This window comes from Fibrobacter sp. UBA2449 (genome assembly GCF_002342555.1).
In the GTDB taxonomy this organism is placed as follows: domain Bacteria; phylum Fibrobacterota; class Fibrobacteria; order Fibrobacterales; family Fibrobacteraceae; genus Fibrobacter.
The window spans coordinates 296,240-314,108 of sequence record NZ_DDQF01000005.1 but is presented as its reverse complement, the minus strand read 5'-3'; the positions used below and the strand labels follow the sequence as shown (position 1 = coordinate 314,108).

Genomic DNA, 17,869 nt, shown 5'->3' with positions numbered 1-17,869 from the left:
GGGTTATTCCTTGTCGCGGATTACTTCTTTTCGTCCTTCTTTTCTTCGGCGGACTTTGCTTCGGCGTTCAGCACGCGGAGAATGGCGCCCTTTTCGAATTCGATGAGGGTCGTGGAGGATGTACGCACGGTCACGTAGCCCGTGGAATCCTCGATGTTCGTGACGGTGCCGATGATGCCGGCGGTCGTCATGACCTTGTCACCCTTCTTGAGGGCCTTGCGCATTTCTTCCATCTGCTTCATTTCCTTGTTCTTCGGGCGGATGAAGAAGAGCCACATCACGACGAACAGGAGGATGATGGGAAGGAATCCCATGATGCCGCCGCCGGGCTGCTGTGCAGGGTCGGCTTCCTGGGCGAATGCGGCGATGGAGGAAAGGGTCACGAGGAGTGCGGAAAGTTTCATGTTTAGCCTTGTTTTAAGGTGATTGTTTGTTTCGCGCGGAAATATAGAAAAAATCGCTATACCAGCTTCTTGTCGAGCAGCGGGAATATACGGTTGAGTTCGAGCAGGTCGAGGATATGCTCGAAGTCGCCGGAGATGCTCTCGATGTTTTCGAGGGCGGATTCCTCGCCAAACGTAGGCTCGGATTGGAGTGTCCCGCTTTGCAGTAGCGGCGCGAGCGTGCGCATCGAAAGGGTGCTTCCGAACAGGGTCTTTTTTGCCTGCGACTCGAACGTATCCATGGGAACGGTGGCATGCCCGTTCTTGAGCGGAATCCCGTTGTCGCGGACGGCCTTTACGAATGCGGTGAGCACGAGTTGGTCGGTGATGGAAAGGATGTTCGGCGATACCTGCTTGTTGATGGCGCGGTAGCGGAGGGCCTCGTAGAGCATGGGGACAATCTGGAGGCTGGAGACCCTCACCGTTTCGCCTTCGACTTTCAAGAGCCCGATTCCCTCGAGAATCTGCAATAGTTTGTCTGTGTCGGACGCGTCCGTGTTGTTGAGGACGAGCATCTTCTTGCGGATGGTCGTAACCGGGATGTTGTCCGCGCCCGAGGTAGAAAGATGCTTGCTGAAAAGGAACAGCAGTGCCGGGAGCGCCTGCACGATCTTGTGCTTTTTCTGGTTGCTCTCGGCGATGTGGCAGTGGTTTGCGATAAATGAAAGCGTGGAGCGGAACCAGGCAGGCTTGAGTTCGAGTTCACGCTGGAGTGCCGCCTGCTCGATGAAGACTATTTCGCTATTTTCGGCGGCGCGGACCGTGTATTCGCGGGGGGCGCTTTCGAGGAGGCTGAATTCGCCGATGAGCGAGCCGGGCCCGAAGTTCTGCCAGTGCCTCTGCCGCAACTGCTTGGACATGCCGACGAGCATGCCCGACTTGACGATGACGAGGCTCGATGCCTTGTCGCCTTCGAGGAACAGGTATTCGCCTTCCTTGACGAGCATCAGACGGCCCCCCGGAGGTTGGAGTCGTAACGCAGCGCAGTGAGGAAGTATTCAATCTTCTTGAGGTCGATGTGGAACTTGTTCGAAAGCCCTTCCTTGAAGCAGCCCAGGTCCTGGAGCGTAATCCACTGCGCGACATCGATGGGGAGTTCCCTCTCGTTCAGGAGCGATATCCATTCGGGAGCTTCCATCTCGACGGTCTCGTCGAGCGTGGTGAGGTGCACGAGGATGCGTTTTTGCGGGAGGCTCAGCCGGAGCGGTTCCCATGAGATGCCTTCGTCCTGCGCAAACAGGTAGTCCGAATAGATTTGCATGAGCATCGCGTTGTGGACCTGCAGGTAGAGCGAATCGCCGTCTTTCGAAATGGCAATGAAGTTGCGGCGGGCAAGGGCCTTCACGTCTTCCTTGATGGTCGCTGCCGGGATGCGGGTAATCCAGTTGAATTCACGGACGAGATCTTCGAATGCGTACTTGTGCCCCGATTCCAGGTGGGCGCAGTATTCCGCGAGACTCATCAGCGTATTCTCGACCGGGGTCGTGCGTGCGGATTCCTTTAGCAGGCGAGTCTTTACGGCGAGGTTCTTCAGGATGGCGAGCAGCCAGACGGGGATGTTCTTGAGCTCGGACTCGAGACATTCTTCCGAGAGCACGGTGATTTCGGAATCTACGGAAGCCTCGATGGTGTAGCGCAGGGGCTCGCGTTCGAAAAGCGATGCCACACCGACGATATCGCCCGGCTGCATCTTGAACTTGACGGTTCGGTTGCCGCCAGCCTTGTCCACGGCGACGAGTTCGCCCTCGTCGAGGATGATGAGTTCCCGATTTCCGGAGTCCGGAGAATATACAACAAAACCCGCCTTCACGCGCGAATGCGTGGGCGGGATAACTTGCTGCCGGGAATTCCCGTTCATCGGGAAACTACCCCTTGAAGCCTAATTAGGCCTCGCGTTCTTCGATACGAGCTGCCTTACCGCGGAGGTTGCGCATGTAGTAGATGCGGGACTGGCGGACCTTGCCGGCGCGGTCGAGAACGATGGAGTCGATGCGGGGGCTGTTGACCGGGAAGATGCGTTCGACGGCCACGGAGCCGGACATCTTGCGGACGGTGATCGTCTTGGAAATGCCGGAGTTCTTGTGCTGGATCACGACACCCTTGAACGGCTGGATACGTTCCTTGGTGCCTTCAATGACCTTGACGTTCACGGTAACGGTGTCGCCGGCGCGGAAAGCCGGAATATCGGACTTCACGTTTTCGTTGTGGATTGCTTCGATGTTCAGGGACATAATGTGTACCTCTTAATTATTTGTCGCCAAATTTAGCATTTAATTTGATTTTTTCAAGGATGTCGGGGCGTCTTTCTTGCGTTCTTTTCAAGGATTCCTGCCTCCGCCACTCCGAAATGTTCTTGTGATGGCCCGAAAGCAGCACTTCGGGCACCTTTTTTCCCTCGAAAACCTCGGGGCGGGTGTAGACCGGCCATCCCAGTACGCCCTGCGCGAAGGAGTCGGTGTCGCCGCTCTCGCGGTTCCCGAGCGCTCCGTCGATGAGCCTCACCACGGCATCGGTCAAAAGCATTGCGGGCAGTTCGCCCCCGCTGACCACGAAATCGCCTATGGAAATCTCCATGTCGACCTCGGTCTGGCGGATGCGGTCGTCGATGCCCTTGTAGTGCCCGCACACGAGCACCAGGTGGGTCTCGTGTGAGAGTTCCTCTGCAATCTTGTGCGTGAAGGGCACGCCGTCTGCCGTGAGGTAGATGACCTTGCCTCCGTCCTGCTTTACGCCCGTGCTGCGGATGGCTGCGGCGAGCGGTTCGGGGCGGAGCACCATGCCCGGTTCGCCCCCGTAGGGCACGTCGTCCACCTGGCCGTAGTCGTTTATCGCGAAGTCGCGGAGGTAGACCGTGTTGAATTCCATGAGGCCCTTCGCCTGTGCACGCCCCATGATGGATTGCTTCATCGGGGCGAACATCTCGGGGAATATGGTGATGCAGTCGATGACCATCATGCCTCCCCGCTGTTCTCGGGCAGCGCTTCCGAGGAGTGGTCCTCGGGGCAGAGCGCCTTCAGGTAGGCTGCGTCGCACACGATGAACTCTCCGTCCTCGTCGATATCGAGCACGCAGTCGTCTATCCACGGGGCGAGGATGGACTTGCTGCTGAATTCGGACTGGAACGCGTCGTCGAACCTGATGTGGAACGCGTTGACCGTCGGGAGTTCCTGCACCTCGAGCACTTCGCCGATGTCCTTGCCGTCTTCGGTATGGACGCGGAAGCCTTCCAGGTCGTCGATGTAGTACTCGCCTTCGGGGGCGGGGAGCCTCTCCGATTCCGGAATCATCACGTCGCCGTTCACGAAGTGCGCGATCGATTCGGGCGTGTCGTAGCCTTCGAACTTCAAAAGCCAGATGTCGTTCGCCTGCTTGGAATCCTCGATACGCAGGTCCAGTTCCTCGCCGTTCGTCTTTTTGAGGCGCACGTCCTTGAGGCTCTTGTGGCGCGTAATGTCGTGGGTGAGGGGCATCGCCTTGATGTAACCCTTCACGCCATGCGTGCGCATGAGCTGGCAGACGGTGATGTAGGCTTCGGAATCGGACATCTTATAGTGGTTTGAAGTGTTCGGGGGGGATAAAAAAAGTCCCGTGCGTGGTGCACAGGACTCTTTAGCAAAGCTTGATTATGCTTCGGCCGGAGCTTCGGCGGCGGGAGCGGCCTCGGCAGCTTCCTTGGCGGCCTTCTCGGCTTCGATCTTGGCGAGGGCCTTGGGGCCGAGCTTCACGGCCTTCTTCTTTTCCGGACGCGGAGTGGCGGTCTTGCCTTCGATGGAACGGCCGGCCTTGATCTCGTGGAACAGGTCGAGGATGCCGACCTGCTTCAGGAGGTTGCGGACGGTGTCGGACGGCTGGGCGCCGACGGAGAGCCACTTGAGGACCTTTTCCTGGTCGAAGCGGATTTCGGCCTTCTTGAGGTTCGGGTTGTAGAAACCGACCTGTTCGATAAAGCTATCGTCGCGAGCCTTGCGGTTGTCGATGACGACGGCGCGGTAGATGGGGTTGTGACGCTTGCCGAAGCGGGCGAGACGGATAACAGTTGCCATTTTAACCTCTTTTGGGGTTCCCGGAGACCGGGGTTGTTGTTTTTGCCGGGGCAATATAGAAATAAAACTTTTGTGTGTAAAGGACGGAATTGTAAAATTTTCCGTCCTTTACATATAAATTAACATACAAAACTATAAAATTTGGCGAAATTTCTTCAAAATCGCCAAAAAAAGACTTTTGCGGATTCCCTGCCCGGGGGCTAGTTGCCACCTTTTAGGATGGCGCGGAGCTCATTTGCGGCCTTCTCGAGGTCGTCGTTCACGATGGTATATTCGTATTTTCCCTGCGTTTTCGCAAATTCCATCTCTTTTTTCGCATTGTGGAGGCGGGTCTGGATGACTTCTTCCGAGTCGGTGCCGCGGCCGCGGAGCCTGCGTTCGAGTTCCTCTTCGCTCGGGGGGAGGATGAGGATGCCGGTCGCGTCGGGGTAGACCTTGTCGAAGTTCACCTTGCCGAACACGTCGATGTCGAACAGGACGCGCTTGCCCTGCTTGAGCATGTCTTCCACGAAGAACTTGGGCGTGCCGTAGTAGTTGCCGTGCACCAGGTTGTATTCCACCAGCGCATCATCCTTGATCATCTGTTCGAACTCTTCCTTTGTCTTGAAGAAGTAGTGCACGCCGTCGACTTCGCCCTCGCGGGGCTTGCGGGTGGTGGCCGAGATGGAATAGACGATATCCGGGAATTCCCCGATGACCTTGTCCTTGAGGGTGGTCTTGCCCGCGCCGCTTGCGGCGCTCATCACGAATAGCTTGTTCTTCATGATGTAAAATTTAGTAAAATCGGGCCCGCGGGTGTGATTTTTGACAAAAGGGGCTCCGCGAATTTGATTTTGCTCAAATAAATGAAAGCCGAGGATGTGATATGACGCAAGTGCTCCGCGATGTTGTTAAAAAAAAGTTTTGCGATTGTTATATTTATATTCACTTGGCGAAAGGGATTAGGAGATTCTATGAAATCTAGTTTTATTGCTGTTGTCTTGGCGTGCCTTGCAGGCATGGCCTTTGCCGACCCGACTGTATCTATCTTTGTGAAGGACGCCTCCGAGTTCCAGGCGATACAGGCCGACTTGCAGCAGTTGAAGGCGGGCATCGGGAGCGATAACCCCGAACTTGATTCCTTAATCAGCCGTGCGAACCGCATTGCGAAGATGAACGACCGGTGTAGCATGGTTTCTATAAACGACGTGCTCGACGAGGAGTGTGGACACTTCTATGCCGTGGAACTCCCCGAATTCGAATCGCGCTACATGGAAGTGACCGGCGAGCTGCGCCTGGGCGTGGTGACCATGGCGAACGACCTGGAACAGCGCACGCAGCAGATTGACGCCTGTACCGACGCTTTTTCCCGCATTATCGCGAGCAAGGAGAACCTCCTGAAAATCGAGGGCGGCGTGGACCTGGAACCGCTCTCGCATGCGGGTGCGTTCGATGCATCTTACAACTTCAAGCTGCGCTACGACGAACGCCGCATGGACCAGCAGAAGCATTTTACCGAACTCTGGCTCTCGAAGTGCGGTGACATTGTGCTGCGCAAGTCGGGCGACGAGTTTGCTCCGCTTTTTGTGCAGGCGCTCGACCACATGAACGACTCGCTTTTGCATACGAAGACGAACCTGAAGGTGGTTCTCGATACGAGCGACCTCTCGCTCTACCTGGACCTGAACAGGCCGGTGGCGGGCGCGTACTACCTGAGCGGCGCCGAACTCTTCAACGTGACGCAGATTCCTTCGGGCAAGGAGAACGCGCACCTGCTGGTGGACATGAAGGACAAGTCGGTGAACTTCCCGAAGGGGCGCGACGGCGAGATGGCCACCTACAAGGGCCGCGTGGAGTTCGAGAAGGCGAGCAACGACCTCGTGGGCCGCTGGATTTGGGGCCGCGATTCTACGGCCATCAAGGCGATGCCCAAGATGAACACGAAGACGGTTGCATCCGAGGTGGTGACCGCCTCGGGAACGGTGTCCAATGCCGCTCCGGTAGCGGAAACGGCCCCGCAGGCGGGCGACAAGGTCGATACCGGCATTCCCGAAGCGGAAAAGTCGGGAGACACGCACTGGGTGCTTATCGGTATTTCGGCGGCAACGCTCATTACGGGCACGACGCTTGCCATTGTCTATAACAACAAGGCGAAGACCGAAAGCGAAAAAATGCCGGCTTCGCGCGAAGAATTCAATAACCGCCACGATGACATCGGGAAGTACCAGAAGTATCGCACCGCGGGCATCGGCATTGCCATTGTGGGTGGAATCGGCCTTGGCCTGAGCATCGCATTCTAGGGAGGAAACTATGAAAAAGATTTTTGCGCTCATCCTCGCATTCCTCTTTGCGGCCTGCAGCAACTACCAGGAAGAGTTCGACAACAACTTCGGGGCGCTGGAATATGCGGACGATGTAGACTATTCTTCCCCGTCGGGTGGCGATGATCCGTTGCCTTCGTCTTCGGATGTCGATAATCCGTCGTCATCTTCTGTCCCGACATCGAGCGGTGCCGAACCGCAGTCTTCGGAAGCGGTTCCGACCCAGAGTTCTGAGAAATTGTCCAGTAGCTCTGCTGAATCTAGCAGCTCCGCAAAGTCTAGTAGCTCCGCGAAGTCGAGCAGTTCGGTAAAATCGAGTAGTTCGGAGACCTCTTCTTCGTCGTCCAGTTTCGGGTCGAGCGGAAGCTTCACTTATGTGATCAATAGTAAAACATACACTTCAAGCTATGTGAGACATAACAATTATATTTGGATGGACCAGGATTTGGTAAACAGTGTTTGGGGGCATTCTTCAGGTGAATGGAATGGTGCTCCCAAATATTTCACATGGTCAGAGGCTAAGAAAGCTTGCCCGAATGGGTGGCGCTTGCCGAAATCTGAGGAAATTAGAAAGTCTCGTAATTTAGAAAATAGCACATCTTTTAATGATAGTGGTGCTTTGGCAGGTTATTTCCTTTATACTAAATGGCACAAAGTAGGCGAAGAGGGCATGTATTGGACCAGTGACACTACAGGTGGTTATGCCGAAGTCTTTTCGCTTAAGAAAAACGGTGGGGCTGGCAAAATTGTCAGTGTAAATATAGGTTTTGAAGATAAGTCGGTAATGTTACCTGTTCGTTGTGTCCAGCCAAGTGGTAATATGTTTAATGAACCGAGAAGTTCTTCTCTGTCGATTAAACTTTCAAAGGAAAAAATCTATGACAGCACTTATGTGACTGTAACAATAGGCGACCAGACTTGGATGGCGGAGAACCTACTCTATTATTATAACTTTGGCGACGCAGAGAAGTGTTATGATGGAAATAAAGCTCTTTGCAGGGTATATGGCAACTATTTTACTTGGAATAGTTCGCAACAAATTGATGAAAAGTGTAGCACATACGATAGCAAATGGATTCTTCCGACAGAATCAGATGTAATTACATTAATAGAAACTGTTGGAGGTGCAGATAAACTCGCATCTGTTGGGATGGAAGGGACGAATGCCGCTGAATTTGATATAGTTCCATCGGGCCATTATGCAAAAGGTGCGGTTTTCAAAACTGTGGAAGAATCTGAATATCCAGCGTGTTTCTGGTTGTTTGCGGATGCAATATATGACGAGTCGGATGCATTTTACGAGTCGGATGCATTTTGTATAAAAAAAGATCTCACTGGATCAATCGTTAAACTCCCTGTAGCTGAATATCATCCAATTCGCTTAATACGAAATCCAAGCTGCCGTTAGCTTTCATAGTATTGCGCCTAATTTAAACGTCTACATATAACCGTATAAATCCCGGGGCCGATGGCTCCGGGATGACTTGCTTTTGGATGACTGCTAGTTCTTCTTGTCCTCGATGTACAGCGGACGCTGCTTGACTTCGTCGTAGATGCGGCCGATGTATTCCCCGAGAATCCCGATTGACATGAGCTGCACGCCTGCAAAGAACACGATGGCCGTCATGAGCGATGCCCAGCCCGGTACTGTTGTCGCGGGGCTCAGTATTTTTTCGAGGATGGACCATACGAATACGCCGAAACCGACAACGGTCGCAAAAAGTCCCATGTAGAAACTGACCTTGAGCGGCGCGGAACTGAATCCGGTAATGCCGTCGAAGGCGAGCCGCATCATCTTTTTGAGCGGGTACTTGGACTTGCCCGCAGTGCGTTCGGCACGGTCATACTTGACGCCAATCTTCTTGAAGCCAACCCAACAGACAAGCCCGCGCAAGAAGCGGCTACGTTCCGGCAAGTTCTTGAGCTGGTCCACCACGCAGCGGTCCATGAGGCGGAAGTCGCCGGTATCGGGCGGAATTTCGATGCTCGTGAGCTTGCCGATGATACGGTAGAAGCAGAACGCGGTAAAACGCTTGAAGATGGTTTCGCCCTTGCGCTTGTTCCTCTGCGCGTAGACGACCTGGTAGCCCTCGCGCCACTTTGCGAGCATTTCGTGGATGAGGCTTGGCGGGTCCTGCAGGTCGCCGTCGATAATCACCACCGCATCGCCGATTGCATGGTCGAGCCCCGCGCTGAAGGCGGCCTGGTGCCCGAAATTGCGGCTGAAGTTGATAATCTTGTTATTCGGATTGCCCGGAAGCAGTCCCTCGACAATTGCGCGCGTCTTGTCCTTCGAACCGTCGTTCACGAAAATGAGTTCGTGTTCGATATCCTTGAGTTCTTCTTCGAGAACGCGGTAGGTTTCGGCAACGATTTCTTCTTCGTTAAAGACGGGAATGATGACAGATAAAAGCATGGCTAAATAATAGTAATTAAGGAATCAGGACGGGATGGACGAAGTCCACGTGGCTGCAGTCGATGCTCCCCTTGGGAACAGTTTTGAGGGTGAGTTTCTGGATGCCCTCGGTGTTTGCCGATAGCGTGTGGATGATTCCGTTCTGGAATACGGGGCTCGTGGCAAGCACGTTCCCGTCGCCGATGATTTGTACCGAAACGCCCTCGCTGCAGAGGCTTTCGTCGTCGAGCCCGAACGATGTGCGGAACGCGCGGTACTTGCCTTCGAGATTGAACGATGTTTCCGAGGCGGCGTGAGTCGAGAATCCTTCGGCGAAGTGCTTGCCGTCGAGAATCATGTCGTGGTTCTCGATGCTCTTGCCCCAGTGGAGTTTGCCCCAGTCCTGGCGGTGCTCGACGAGAATCGACTGCGGAAGGCGAGTTGTCCCCCCGGCATCGTTGAAGTAGTATTTTGAAACGTCGGCAAGCTTCGTGCGCTTTTCCGTGTCCGTGATGATGTAGCGGATGGTGTTGTAACCGGGCTGCAATTTGTCATAACCCACCAGAACGTTGTATTCTCCGGGGGCGTAGACTGTATCTTTCAGCAGGAACTTGTCAAGCGTAATCCGGAGTGCCCAGTTCCGAGTCGCTTCTGCCTGTTCCTTGAGCTTGTAATTCAGGAGCAGCGGGGATTCGTTCGGATTTTCCGTGGCACTCTCGCTTGCAGTTACGGCGGCGCTGTCGTTTGCTGCTGTGACCTTGCCCCTCGTGGGTTCAGAAACCTGGATGATGTTCGTGGGGTTGTATTGCTTGCGACCGTTGAACTTCGCGATTTGCACCCAGTAGCTGTTGGTAATCAGGATGTTCTTCACGCCCACGAGGTCCATTTCGCGTTCGAACACGTCACAGGTGGTGGGAATGCGGTGCTCTACCGCCTTCTTGTGGTAGGTCTGGCTGTCCCAGCAGTCGAGACCGCGGATGTAGTAGACTTCGCCCTTGTACTTGTCGACAAGCTCATTCAGCTGTTCCGTCGACATCTGGCGCGCCCTGTCATAGTGGATGGAAGAAATCCCGTATCCCACAAAATGCCAGGGACGACCGTAAATGAAGTAGCGGTCCTTTTGGGGCAGCTCCTTGAGCCAGCCGAGGATTCCGTATTCCTCGGTGGTCAGGTGGTTGCGGTTGTACATGATGTTCTTGTTGAAGTCTTCCTTGTAGTGGAATGTCCATGCGCTGAGGATGATGGTGGCGATGACCATGCCTGCGAATGCGAGCGGCTTTGCCTCTTTCTTGCTTGCGGACAAGGCGAAGTACTCGATGGCGTGCGCGATGGGGAGAGCCCCCACGAAGGCCATGCTGGGCAGCATCACCAGGCTGTAGCGCTGGTTAATCTGGATGCTAAAGTCGCCCGAGACGTTCTCGAGAATCATGTAGGTCTGCACGTGGTAGAGCAAAAGGAACACGAGCGTCCACAGGTAGAACCTGCAGCCCTTTGTGGCGTCGTAGATGGCGCGGAAAACAAGGTAGATGCCGCCGATGGCAAAGAGGTAGTTGAAGTAGGTGAGGAACGGGTTCTCGAGTTCGCCGTTTTCCTTGAGGGGGCGGGTCATCTCGATCCAGTTGCGTTTCAGGTCTTCGAGGAAATGTCCGTGGGCTTCGAATTCGCCGCCCTGGAATCCGAATCCCTGGAAGTAGCTGATGGTAAGCAGTGCAGGTACCGAGAACAGCGAGAGCGTCACGAAGAACGTGGGCGCCTTGAAATCCTTCTTGTCGAGGATTTTCGGGAAGGCGAAGAATATGAATGAAAGCAGGCAGAATGCGGTTTCCTGGCGGGTCTGCGCGAAGAACGCGAGGCTGAGGGCGAGGAGCGCCCAGTGCATTACGGTGTTGCGGTCGTAGGCCCACTTGAAAATGAATAGCGAGAGCGCGGAGAGGAAAATGTAGAGCGGTTCCACCGACATGGCGCGGAACTGGAAGAGCACGGTGGGCTGCAATGCCATGAGTAGGGCTGCGAGGAAGGCGAGCAGGGGCTGGCGCGTCCAGGCGACAATCGCGAGGAACATCAAGAGGAAACTGAGCGGAAGCATCAGGAGCTCGGCGTTGAAAATCCAGTGCAGGTCGGTGCCGAACACGTGCATGCCGAGGTAGTAGAGGAAGGCGAGCCCCTTCGTCTTGAAGCTGTTCGACGTGGCTAAGCACTTGAGGTTGCCGTCTTCGAAAACGCCCTGGTTGCAGGTGCCTGATTCGTGGTTGTAGTACATGTTCTGGGCGACCGACATGAACACGCTTTCGTCGCTTTGGACGCGGTGGCGGGCTTCTATCTGGGTACCCGCGAAGACGGCGATGCCGATGGCTACCGCTATGGCGAGGATGCTGAAAGGTTTTGGCGGGAGGATACCCTTGAACCATTCGCGGAAATCCTTGTTCAGGAACGCGAACAGGATGATGGCGGCCGCGAACTGGAACAGGAACAGCGGGAGGGGGAGGTTCAGGTCGAGCTGGCGGATGATTTCCTTGTGTCCGCCGCTGGGGCGACCGAGAAACCAGATAAGGGTCGGAATGATGAGGGCTATAACCAGGCCGATAAGGCCTGCTGGGTGCAGTAAGTTCTTGAGTGTCAATAGAATAGAATCTTTAATCTTCATGTTGGAAGCCATAATGCTTTTTTCTTGGTTGCTTGCAAAATATAACTTTTTATGTTATCGAGCTTTAACGGGGGCATCAAGCCTTGAGAGAAAGCGTAAAAAAAACTACATTTGGCGCGTAAAAATCAACACCCAAGAGGTTTTACCGTGCAAGACTCCCTAGTTACGAAAGCAGCCGACAACGTCCGAATCCTTTCTGCCGCGATGGTGCAGAAGGCGAAGTCCGGGCATCCGGGTGGCGCGATGGGCGCCGCCGACGCAACGACGCTTTTGTTTGCGGAATTTTTGCGCTACGACCCGGACGATCCGGAATGGATGGGCCGCGACCGCTTCTTTATGGACCCGGGCCACATGAGCCCGCTCCTGTACTCCGAGCTCGTGCTTACCGGCCGCCTCACGCTTGACGACGTGAAGAACTTCCGCCAGCTCGGCAGCCGCACTCCCGGCCACCCCGAACTTGACGTGATGCTCGGCATCGAGAACTCCTCGGGCCCGCTCGGCATCGGCCACGGCATCGCACTTGGCGCCGCCATCGCCGAACGCTTCATGGTGGAACGCTTCGGTTCCATCCTCGAGCACAAGACTGTCTGCCTTGTTTCTGACGGCGGCCTCGAAGAAGAAATTGCCTACGGCGTGGGCCGCATCGCGGGCCACCTCAAGCTTTCGAACCTCATCTTCTTCTACGACGCGAACCAGGTGCAGCTCAGTTGCAAGACCGAAGACGTGATGAGCCACGACTTCGTCGGCCAGTACAAGGCATGGGGTTTCCGCGTTATCGAATGCGATGGCAGCAACATCGCCGAACTGCGCAAGGCTTTCAAGGAAGCCTGGGCCGAGAAGGAAAAGCCGACGCTCGTGTACGGTCACACCACGATGGCGAAGGGCGCAGTCGCCGAAGACGGCAAGAGCTACGAAGGCGAAGTTTCTACGCACGGGCAGCCGCTCAACGCTGCCGGTGCTTCCACAACCGCTACGGTCAAGAACCTCGGCGGTAACCCGGACGACCCGTTCCAGGTGTTTGACGACGTGAAGGCGGGCTTCGAGGCTCGTGCGAACGAACTCCGCAAGGTTGTCGCCGAATGGAAGAAGGCCAAGGCTGACTGGGACAAGGCGAATGCCGAAAAGTCCGCGACCCTCAATGAATGGCTCTCCGGCAAGGCTCCGGTGCTCAACCTCTCGAACCTCCCCATCAAGGAAGGTGTCGCTACCCGCGTCACGAGCGGTACGGTGCTCGGCTACCTCGCCGAGAACTTCCACAACATCATCTGCAGTTCCGCCGACCTTTCCAACTCCGACAACACGCAGGCGTTCCTCAACAAGACGGGCATCTTCCGCCCGAACGACTTCAAGGGCGCGTTCGTGCAGGTGGGCGTTGCAGAACTCACGATGGGCGCCATCATGAACGGTATCGCGTTGCAGAAGGGCCTGTTCCCGATTTGCGCCACGTTCTTCGTGTTCAGCGACTTCATGAAGCCCGCTATCCGCATGGCCGCCCTCATGGGCCTCCCGGTCAAGTACGTGTTCACGCACGATAGCTTCCGCGTGGGCGAAGACGGCCCGACGCACCAGCCCATCGAACACGAGACGCAGATCCGCCTGCTCGAAGACCTCACGAAGGAAAACGGCAAGGCCGAAATGCTCGTGCTCCGTCCGGCAGACGCTTTCGAGACTCTCGCCGCCTGGGAAATGGCTTTCGAGAACAACGACAGCCCGACGGCGCTCATCCTTACCCGCCAGGTGGTGAATACGCTCCCCGGCGAAAACCGCTACGAAGCCGCGAAGGCCTGCCGCAAGGGCGCCTACATCGTGAGCGACAATACCGCAGCGGGAAAGAATCCGGACCTCACGCTTGTGGCGAACGGTTCTGACGTGCTGCTGGAACACCAGGCCGCCGAACTCCTCCGTGCCGAAGGCAAGGCCGTGCGTGTGGTCTCCATGATTAGCCCGGCTCTCTTCCTCAAGCAGGACAAGGCCTACCGCGATCAGGTGCTCGTGCCCTGGACTCCGGTGTTTGCTCTCTCCAGCGGCCTCCCGGTCCTCTTCGACCGCGTGGTTGGCGGGTTCGGCAAGGCTTGCGGCCTGGAACGCTTCGGCGCTTCCGCTCCGGCTGGTGTGCTCGAGAAGGAATTCGGCTACGTGCCCGAGGCGGTCGCCGCGAAGGCCAAGGAATACCTCGCCGAGTTCAAGGCGAACGTTGAAGCCTTCAAGAAGGCAAACGCCTAGTTAGAAATTGCCTAGGGCTCGAACCCTGGATATTCTAAATCCATTGCGACCGGATAAAACCGGTCGCTTTTTGTGTGTTGGCGTTCTCGGACAATCCAATAATCTATATTACGATGTAGAGACACAATTCACAAAAGGATACAATATGGCAAACAAGTACGCCGGAACCCAGACCGAAAAGAACCTCCAGGCCGCCTTCGCAGGTGAATCCCAGGCCCGCAACAAGTACACCTACTTCGCCAGCCGTGCTAAGAAGGATGGCTTCGAGCAGATTGCTGAACTCTTCCTCAAGACTGCCGACAACGAGAAGGAACACGCCAAGATGTGGTTCAAGGAACTGGAAGGCATCGGCGATACCGCCGAAAACCTGAAGGCTGCCGCCGATGGCGAGAACTACGAATGGACCGACATGTACGAGGACTTCGCGAAGACCGCCGAGGCTGAAGGCTTCAAGGCTCTCGCCAACAAGTTCCGCATGGTCGCCGCCATTGAAAAGCGTCACGAAGAGCGCTACCGCGCCCTCCTCAAGAACGTGGAGACTGCCGCCGTGTTCGAAAAGAGCGAAGTCAAGGTGTGGGAATGCCGCAACTGCGGTCACATCGTCGTCGGCACCAAGGCTCCGGCTGCATGCCCGGTGTGCGCCCACCCGCAGTCCTTCTTCGAAGTGACCGCTGAAAATTACTAGGAACCGAGCGTCGCAGCGGCATGCTTGCATGCCGATATGACCGAGGTGACGAGTAATGCGCTCTGCGCAAACTACTAATCGAATTCCATTTTAAAACTAGAAAGCCTCGGTTCTAAATGAACCGGGGCTTTTAATTTGTTTGATATCCTTGACTGCGTTTGGCGCGGCTAGGCGCTTTACTTGACCTGCATGTTCAGGAGCTTGACCGTCGAACCCTGCTGCACACGGACCACGTAGCGACCGTTGGGCATTGCCTTGAATGTATGGGCGAAGTTGCCTGCGGCGACCATTTCGCTGTGGCTTTCGATAGTGACGCCCATCATGTCGACAACCTGGACCTTTACGACGCCGGCCTTGGCAACAGCGACCTGCAAGGTATTGCCCTGGAGGGAGGCCTTGAAGCTCGCGCTTGCGACAGCGGGAATGGCCTGGATAGCTTGGGCAGGCAAGGTCCCGACACATTTCACGTTGTCGATTGCCAGGGAGGTTCCGAGGTTCGCTGCGGTAAGTTTTTCATCGACTACCCAGGTCAACTTTGAAACCTTGGCCCAGGAGAAGGCGACGATGCTTGTCGGGGCGACATCTGCAACCCATTCAGGCTGGGCCATGGTGGAAACGGTCACCGTCTTCCAGGCGGCAGCGGCACTCTGGTCGGTTGCTACGTGCTCGTATCCGTTGTCGGCCTTGACTCCTGTCACGGAACTGCGCATGTGGTGTCCGGAACCCTTGTAGTCATATTGGATGGCGGTGCAGTTGGCAAGTGTTCCGGCATCGAAGGCGACTTCCATGCCAACGGACGGGTAAGTCGTGTCGCCCGGTGTAATGCCGGAAATGCCCTTCATCTCGATATAGGAGTTAGTGCCTTCCTTTACAATCATATCCCAGGACTGGTTTGCGTCCTGAGTGTTGGTGAAGGATCCGCCGGCCTTGTACAGGTACCAGTAGGCGGTCTTTCCGAGCTTTTCGGCTGTGGTGTTGCCGTCATCGAAGTCATCGATGACAACGGCAGACTTCGGGACGTCGGGTGTGGTGCTGCCGCCACCGACGTAGCCGGCGCAGTTTACATCGTCGATGTAGAGATAGTCGGCTGTCGCTTCGCCCTTGATTTCCCAGGCCAGCTGTACGACGTTCGCCATCTTCAGGGGGATCGTGGTTCCCCAGCCATCTTCCTGGGTGAGCGACGATACGGGGACAGATGCCGTGCTCCAGCTTGCACTGCCCGCCATGGCTTTCGAGTGCCTGTTGTAATCAGTCAATCCGCCTTTTTCGTCGCCGTCCATCACGGCCTTCAGATTGTGGCCCGCCCCCTTATACTTATACGAAATTGCGGTACAGCCGGAAAGGCCCCCCGCGACGTTCAAACCGAGCGTTACGTAGGGGTCGTAGGGGTTGTCGCCCTTGACAAGTTTGATGCCGGTCAAGCCAGCTCCGAATTTTGAACCGCCTGCGGCAGCTTCCGGCAAAACGACGACAAGGCCAAATTCGTCTTCCGTGTTCGTGTAGGACGAAGCTCCCTTGTCGTTTTTGTCGTTGAAAGCGTACCAGGCGTCGTTCTTGCCTCCGGTGCTTGCGAGCCCGTTTCCATCTTCGAAATCGTCGATGTTGGCGGTTGTCTGCGCAGATGCCATGGCGGCAGCCGCGCACAGTGTAAATAGGACTTCTTTGTTCATGAAACCTCCGATTAGTTTATGATTAATTTAGTATTCGCTTCCGATTCCATCAAGCATCTTGTTGCTTATTGGGGGATAAAGCCGCTTTTTTCATGATTATGGGCAGAAAACCGTTTCGGGAAACATTTGTTTTTCCTAAATTTATGGGGCTAACCATCACCAAGTGAGGAAAAACAAAAAATGGCAAGAGCATTGATTATCGGTTGTGGCGCTGTCGCCACGGTTGCTATCAAGAAGTGCTGCACGGCAAGCGAAGTGTTCAGCGAAATCTGCATCGCTAGCCGCCACCGCGAAAACTGCGAGAAGCTCGCCCAGGAACTGCGCCCGAATACGAAGACGGTCATCACGACTGCCGCCGTGGATGCGGACAAGGCCGAAAATGTCTCTAAGCTCATCAAGGAATATAAGCCCGACCTGGTGATGAACATCGCGCTTCCGTACCAGGACCTCGCCATCATGGACGCCTGCCTCGAATGTGGCGTGAACTACATGGACACGGCGAACTACGAGCCCGAAAACATCGACGATCCGGAATGGCGCAAGGTCTACGACAAGCGCTGCAAGGAACAGGGCTTCAGCGCCTACTTCGACTACAGCTGGCAGTGGGCTTACAAGGAAAAGTTTGAAAAGGCCGGCCTCACGGCGTTGCTCGGCTCGGGCTTTGACCCGGGTGTTTCCCAGGCCTACTGCGCCTACGCCCTCAAGCACCAGTTCGATACCATCGAAGAAATCGACATCCTCGACTGCAACGGTGGCGATCACGGCTACAAGTTTGCCACCAACTTTAACCCCGAAATCAACCTGCGCGAAGTTTCCGCTCCGGGCAGCTACTGGGACACCGACGCTAACGGCAAGGGCCATTGGGTCGAAATCCCGGCCATGAGCATCAAACGCGAATACGTGTTTGACGAAGTGGGCAAGAAGGACATGTACCTCTTGCACCACGAAGAAATCGAATCGCTTGCCCAGAACATCCCGGGCGTGAAGCGCATCCGTTTCTTCATGACATTCGGCCAGAGCTACCTCGACCATATGCGCTGCCTCGAAGACGTGGGCATGCTCAGCACCCAGCCCATCAAGTTCCAGGGCCAGGAAATCGTGCCTATCCAGTTCTTGAAGGCGCTCCTCCCGGACCCGGCAAGCCTCGGCCCCCGCACCGTCGGTAAGACGAACATCGGTTGCATTTTCAAGGGCACCAAGGACGGCAAGCCGAAGACGTACTACCTGTACAACGTGTGCGACCACCAGGAATGCTACAAGGAACTCGGTAGCCAGGCCATCGCTTACACCACAGGCGTTCCGGCCATGTGCGGCGCCATGATGGTGCTCACCGGCAAGTGGAACAAGCCGGGCGTGCATACCGTGGAAGAATTCGACCCGGATCCGTTCATGGAAGCCCTCACCAAGTACGGCCTCCCGTGGAAGGAAAACTTCAACCCTGTTCTCGTTGACTAGAGAGACCCAGA

The 17,869-nt window shown here is 55.6% G+C and carries 17 protein-coding genes; 5 read left to right on the top strand and 12 right to left on the bottom strand.

Annotated elements, in window-relative coordinates; all coding sequences use genetic code 11:
* Positions 1-20: 20 nt before the first annotated feature.
* The 8 genes from yajC to gmk all read right to left on the bottom strand — a co-directional run bounded on the left by yajC (position 21) and on the right by gmk (position 5,250).
* Positions 21-404, bottom strand: a complete 384-nt coding sequence (gene yajC / locus B4B27_RS02920) for a preprotein translocase subunit YajC (protein WP_290723468.1) — start codon at positions 402-404, stop codon at positions 21-23.
* Positions 405-460: 56 nt separating this feature from the next.
* The gene (locus B4B27_RS02915; protein WP_290723466.1) at positions 461-1,390 is read right to left on the bottom strand and encodes a cyclic nucleotide-binding domain-containing protein; all 930 of its coding nucleotides are present in this window, start codon (positions 1,388-1,390) and stop codon (positions 461-463) included.
* On the bottom strand, positions 1,390-2,301 hold the full coding sequence (locus tag B4B27_RS02910; protein WP_173366194.1) for a cyclic nucleotide-binding domain-containing protein: 912 nt from the start codon (positions 2,299-2,301) through the stop codon (positions 1,390-1,392). Before B4B27_RS02910 ends, B4B27_RS02915 begins: the two co-directional genes overlap by 1 nt.
* Before the next feature lie 25 nt (positions 2,302-2,326).
* Positions 2,327-2,674 carry a 50S ribosomal protein L19 gene (rplS, locus tag B4B27_RS02905; protein WP_173382384.1) on the bottom strand — a complete coding sequence of 116 codons (348 nt, stop codon included), beginning with the start codon at positions 2,672-2,674 and terminating at the stop codon, positions 2,327-2,329.
* 16 nt (positions 2,675-2,690) lie between these two features.
* Complete coding sequence (gene trmD, locus B4B27_RS02900) at positions 2,691-3,395, bottom strand: tRNA (guanosine(37)-N1)-methyltransferase TrmD (RefSeq protein ID WP_173382394.1); 705 nt, start codon at positions 3,393-3,395, stop codon at positions 2,691-2,693.
* Entirely contained in the window at positions 3,395-3,988 is a 594-nt protein-coding gene (gene rimM, locus B4B27_RS02895; RefSeq protein WP_173366192.1) for a ribosome maturation factor RimM, read from the bottom strand. Before rimM ends, trmD begins: the two co-directional genes overlap by 1 nt.
* Positions 3,989-4,066: 78 nt before the next feature.
* Positions 4,067-4,486, bottom strand: coding sequence for a 30S ribosomal protein S16 (gene rpsP, locus B4B27_RS02890; RefSeq protein ID WP_290723457.1), 420 nt, complete (start codon positions 4,484-4,486; stop codon positions 4,067-4,069).
* Positions 4,487-4,686: 200 nt separating this feature from the next.
* On the bottom strand, positions 4,687-5,250 hold the full coding sequence (gene gmk, locus B4B27_RS02885) for a guanylate kinase (protein WP_290723455.1): 564 nt from the start codon (positions 5,248-5,250) through the stop codon (positions 4,687-4,689).
* Between the two features lie 189 nt (positions 5,251-5,439).
* Between gmk and B4B27_RS02880 the strand changes: the two genes are divergently transcribed.
* Complete coding sequence (locus tag B4B27_RS02880) at positions 5,440-6,765, top strand: hypothetical protein (RefSeq protein ID WP_290723453.1); 1,326 nt, start codon at positions 5,440-5,442, stop codon at positions 6,763-6,765.
* Positions 6,766-6,885: 120 nt separating this feature from the next.
* Here the strand turns inward: B4B27_RS02880 and B4B27_RS02875 are convergent, their stop codons facing one another.
* Positions 6,886-7,158 carry a hypothetical protein gene (locus tag B4B27_RS02875; RefSeq protein ID WP_290723451.1) on the bottom strand — a complete coding sequence of 91 codons (273 nt, stop codon included), beginning with the start codon at positions 7,156-7,158 and terminating at the stop codon, positions 6,886-6,888.
* Between the two features lie 61 nt (positions 7,159-7,219).
* On the opposite strand from B4B27_RS02875, the gene B4B27_RS02870 reads away from it, so the two are divergent.
* Positions 7,220-8,194: an FISUMP domain-containing protein gene (locus B4B27_RS02870; RefSeq protein WP_290723449.1), complete on the top strand. Its 975-nt coding sequence runs from the start codon at positions 7,220-7,222 to the stop codon at positions 8,192-8,194.
* 93 nt (positions 8,195-8,287) lie between these two features.
* Here the strand turns inward: B4B27_RS02870 and B4B27_RS02865 are convergent, their stop codons facing one another.
* Complete coding sequence (locus tag B4B27_RS02865; protein ID WP_290723447.1) at positions 8,288-9,202, bottom strand: glycosyltransferase family 2 protein; 915 nt, start codon at positions 9,200-9,202, stop codon at positions 8,288-8,290.
* A gap of 16 nt (positions 9,203-9,218) precedes the next feature.
* Entirely contained in the window at positions 9,219-11,825 is a 2,607-nt protein-coding gene (locus tag B4B27_RS02860; protein WP_290723445.1) for an NPCBM/NEW2 domain-containing protein, read from the bottom strand.
* A 147-nt stretch (positions 11,826-11,972) separates the two neighbouring features.
* On the opposite strand from B4B27_RS02860, the gene B4B27_RS02855 reads away from it, so the two are divergent.
* A complete protein-coding gene (locus B4B27_RS02855) occupies positions 11,973-14,048 on the top strand; it encodes a transketolase family protein (RefSeq protein WP_290723442.1) in 2,076 nt (691 codons plus the stop codon).
* A gap of 145 nt (positions 14,049-14,193) precedes the next feature.
* A complete protein-coding gene (gene rbr, locus B4B27_RS02850) occupies positions 14,194-14,733 on the top strand; it encodes a rubrerythrin (RefSeq protein WP_173366184.1) in 540 nt (179 codons plus the stop codon).
* Between the two features lie 176 nt (positions 14,734-14,909).
* On the opposite strand, the gene B4B27_RS02845 is transcribed toward rbr, so the two are convergent.
* A complete protein-coding gene (locus tag B4B27_RS02845) occupies positions 14,910-16,403 on the bottom strand; it encodes a carbohydrate binding domain-containing protein (RefSeq protein ID WP_290723441.1) in 1,494 nt (497 codons plus the stop codon).
* Positions 16,404-16,583: 180 nt separating this feature from the next.
* Here B4B27_RS02845 and B4B27_RS02840 point away from each other — a divergent pair, with 180 nt between their 5' ends.
* Complete coding sequence (locus B4B27_RS02840; protein WP_073188957.1) at positions 16,584-17,858, top strand: saccharopine dehydrogenase family protein; 1,275 nt, start codon at positions 16,584-16,586, stop codon at positions 17,856-17,858.
* The last annotated feature ends 11 nt before the right edge of the window (positions 17,859-17,869 follow it).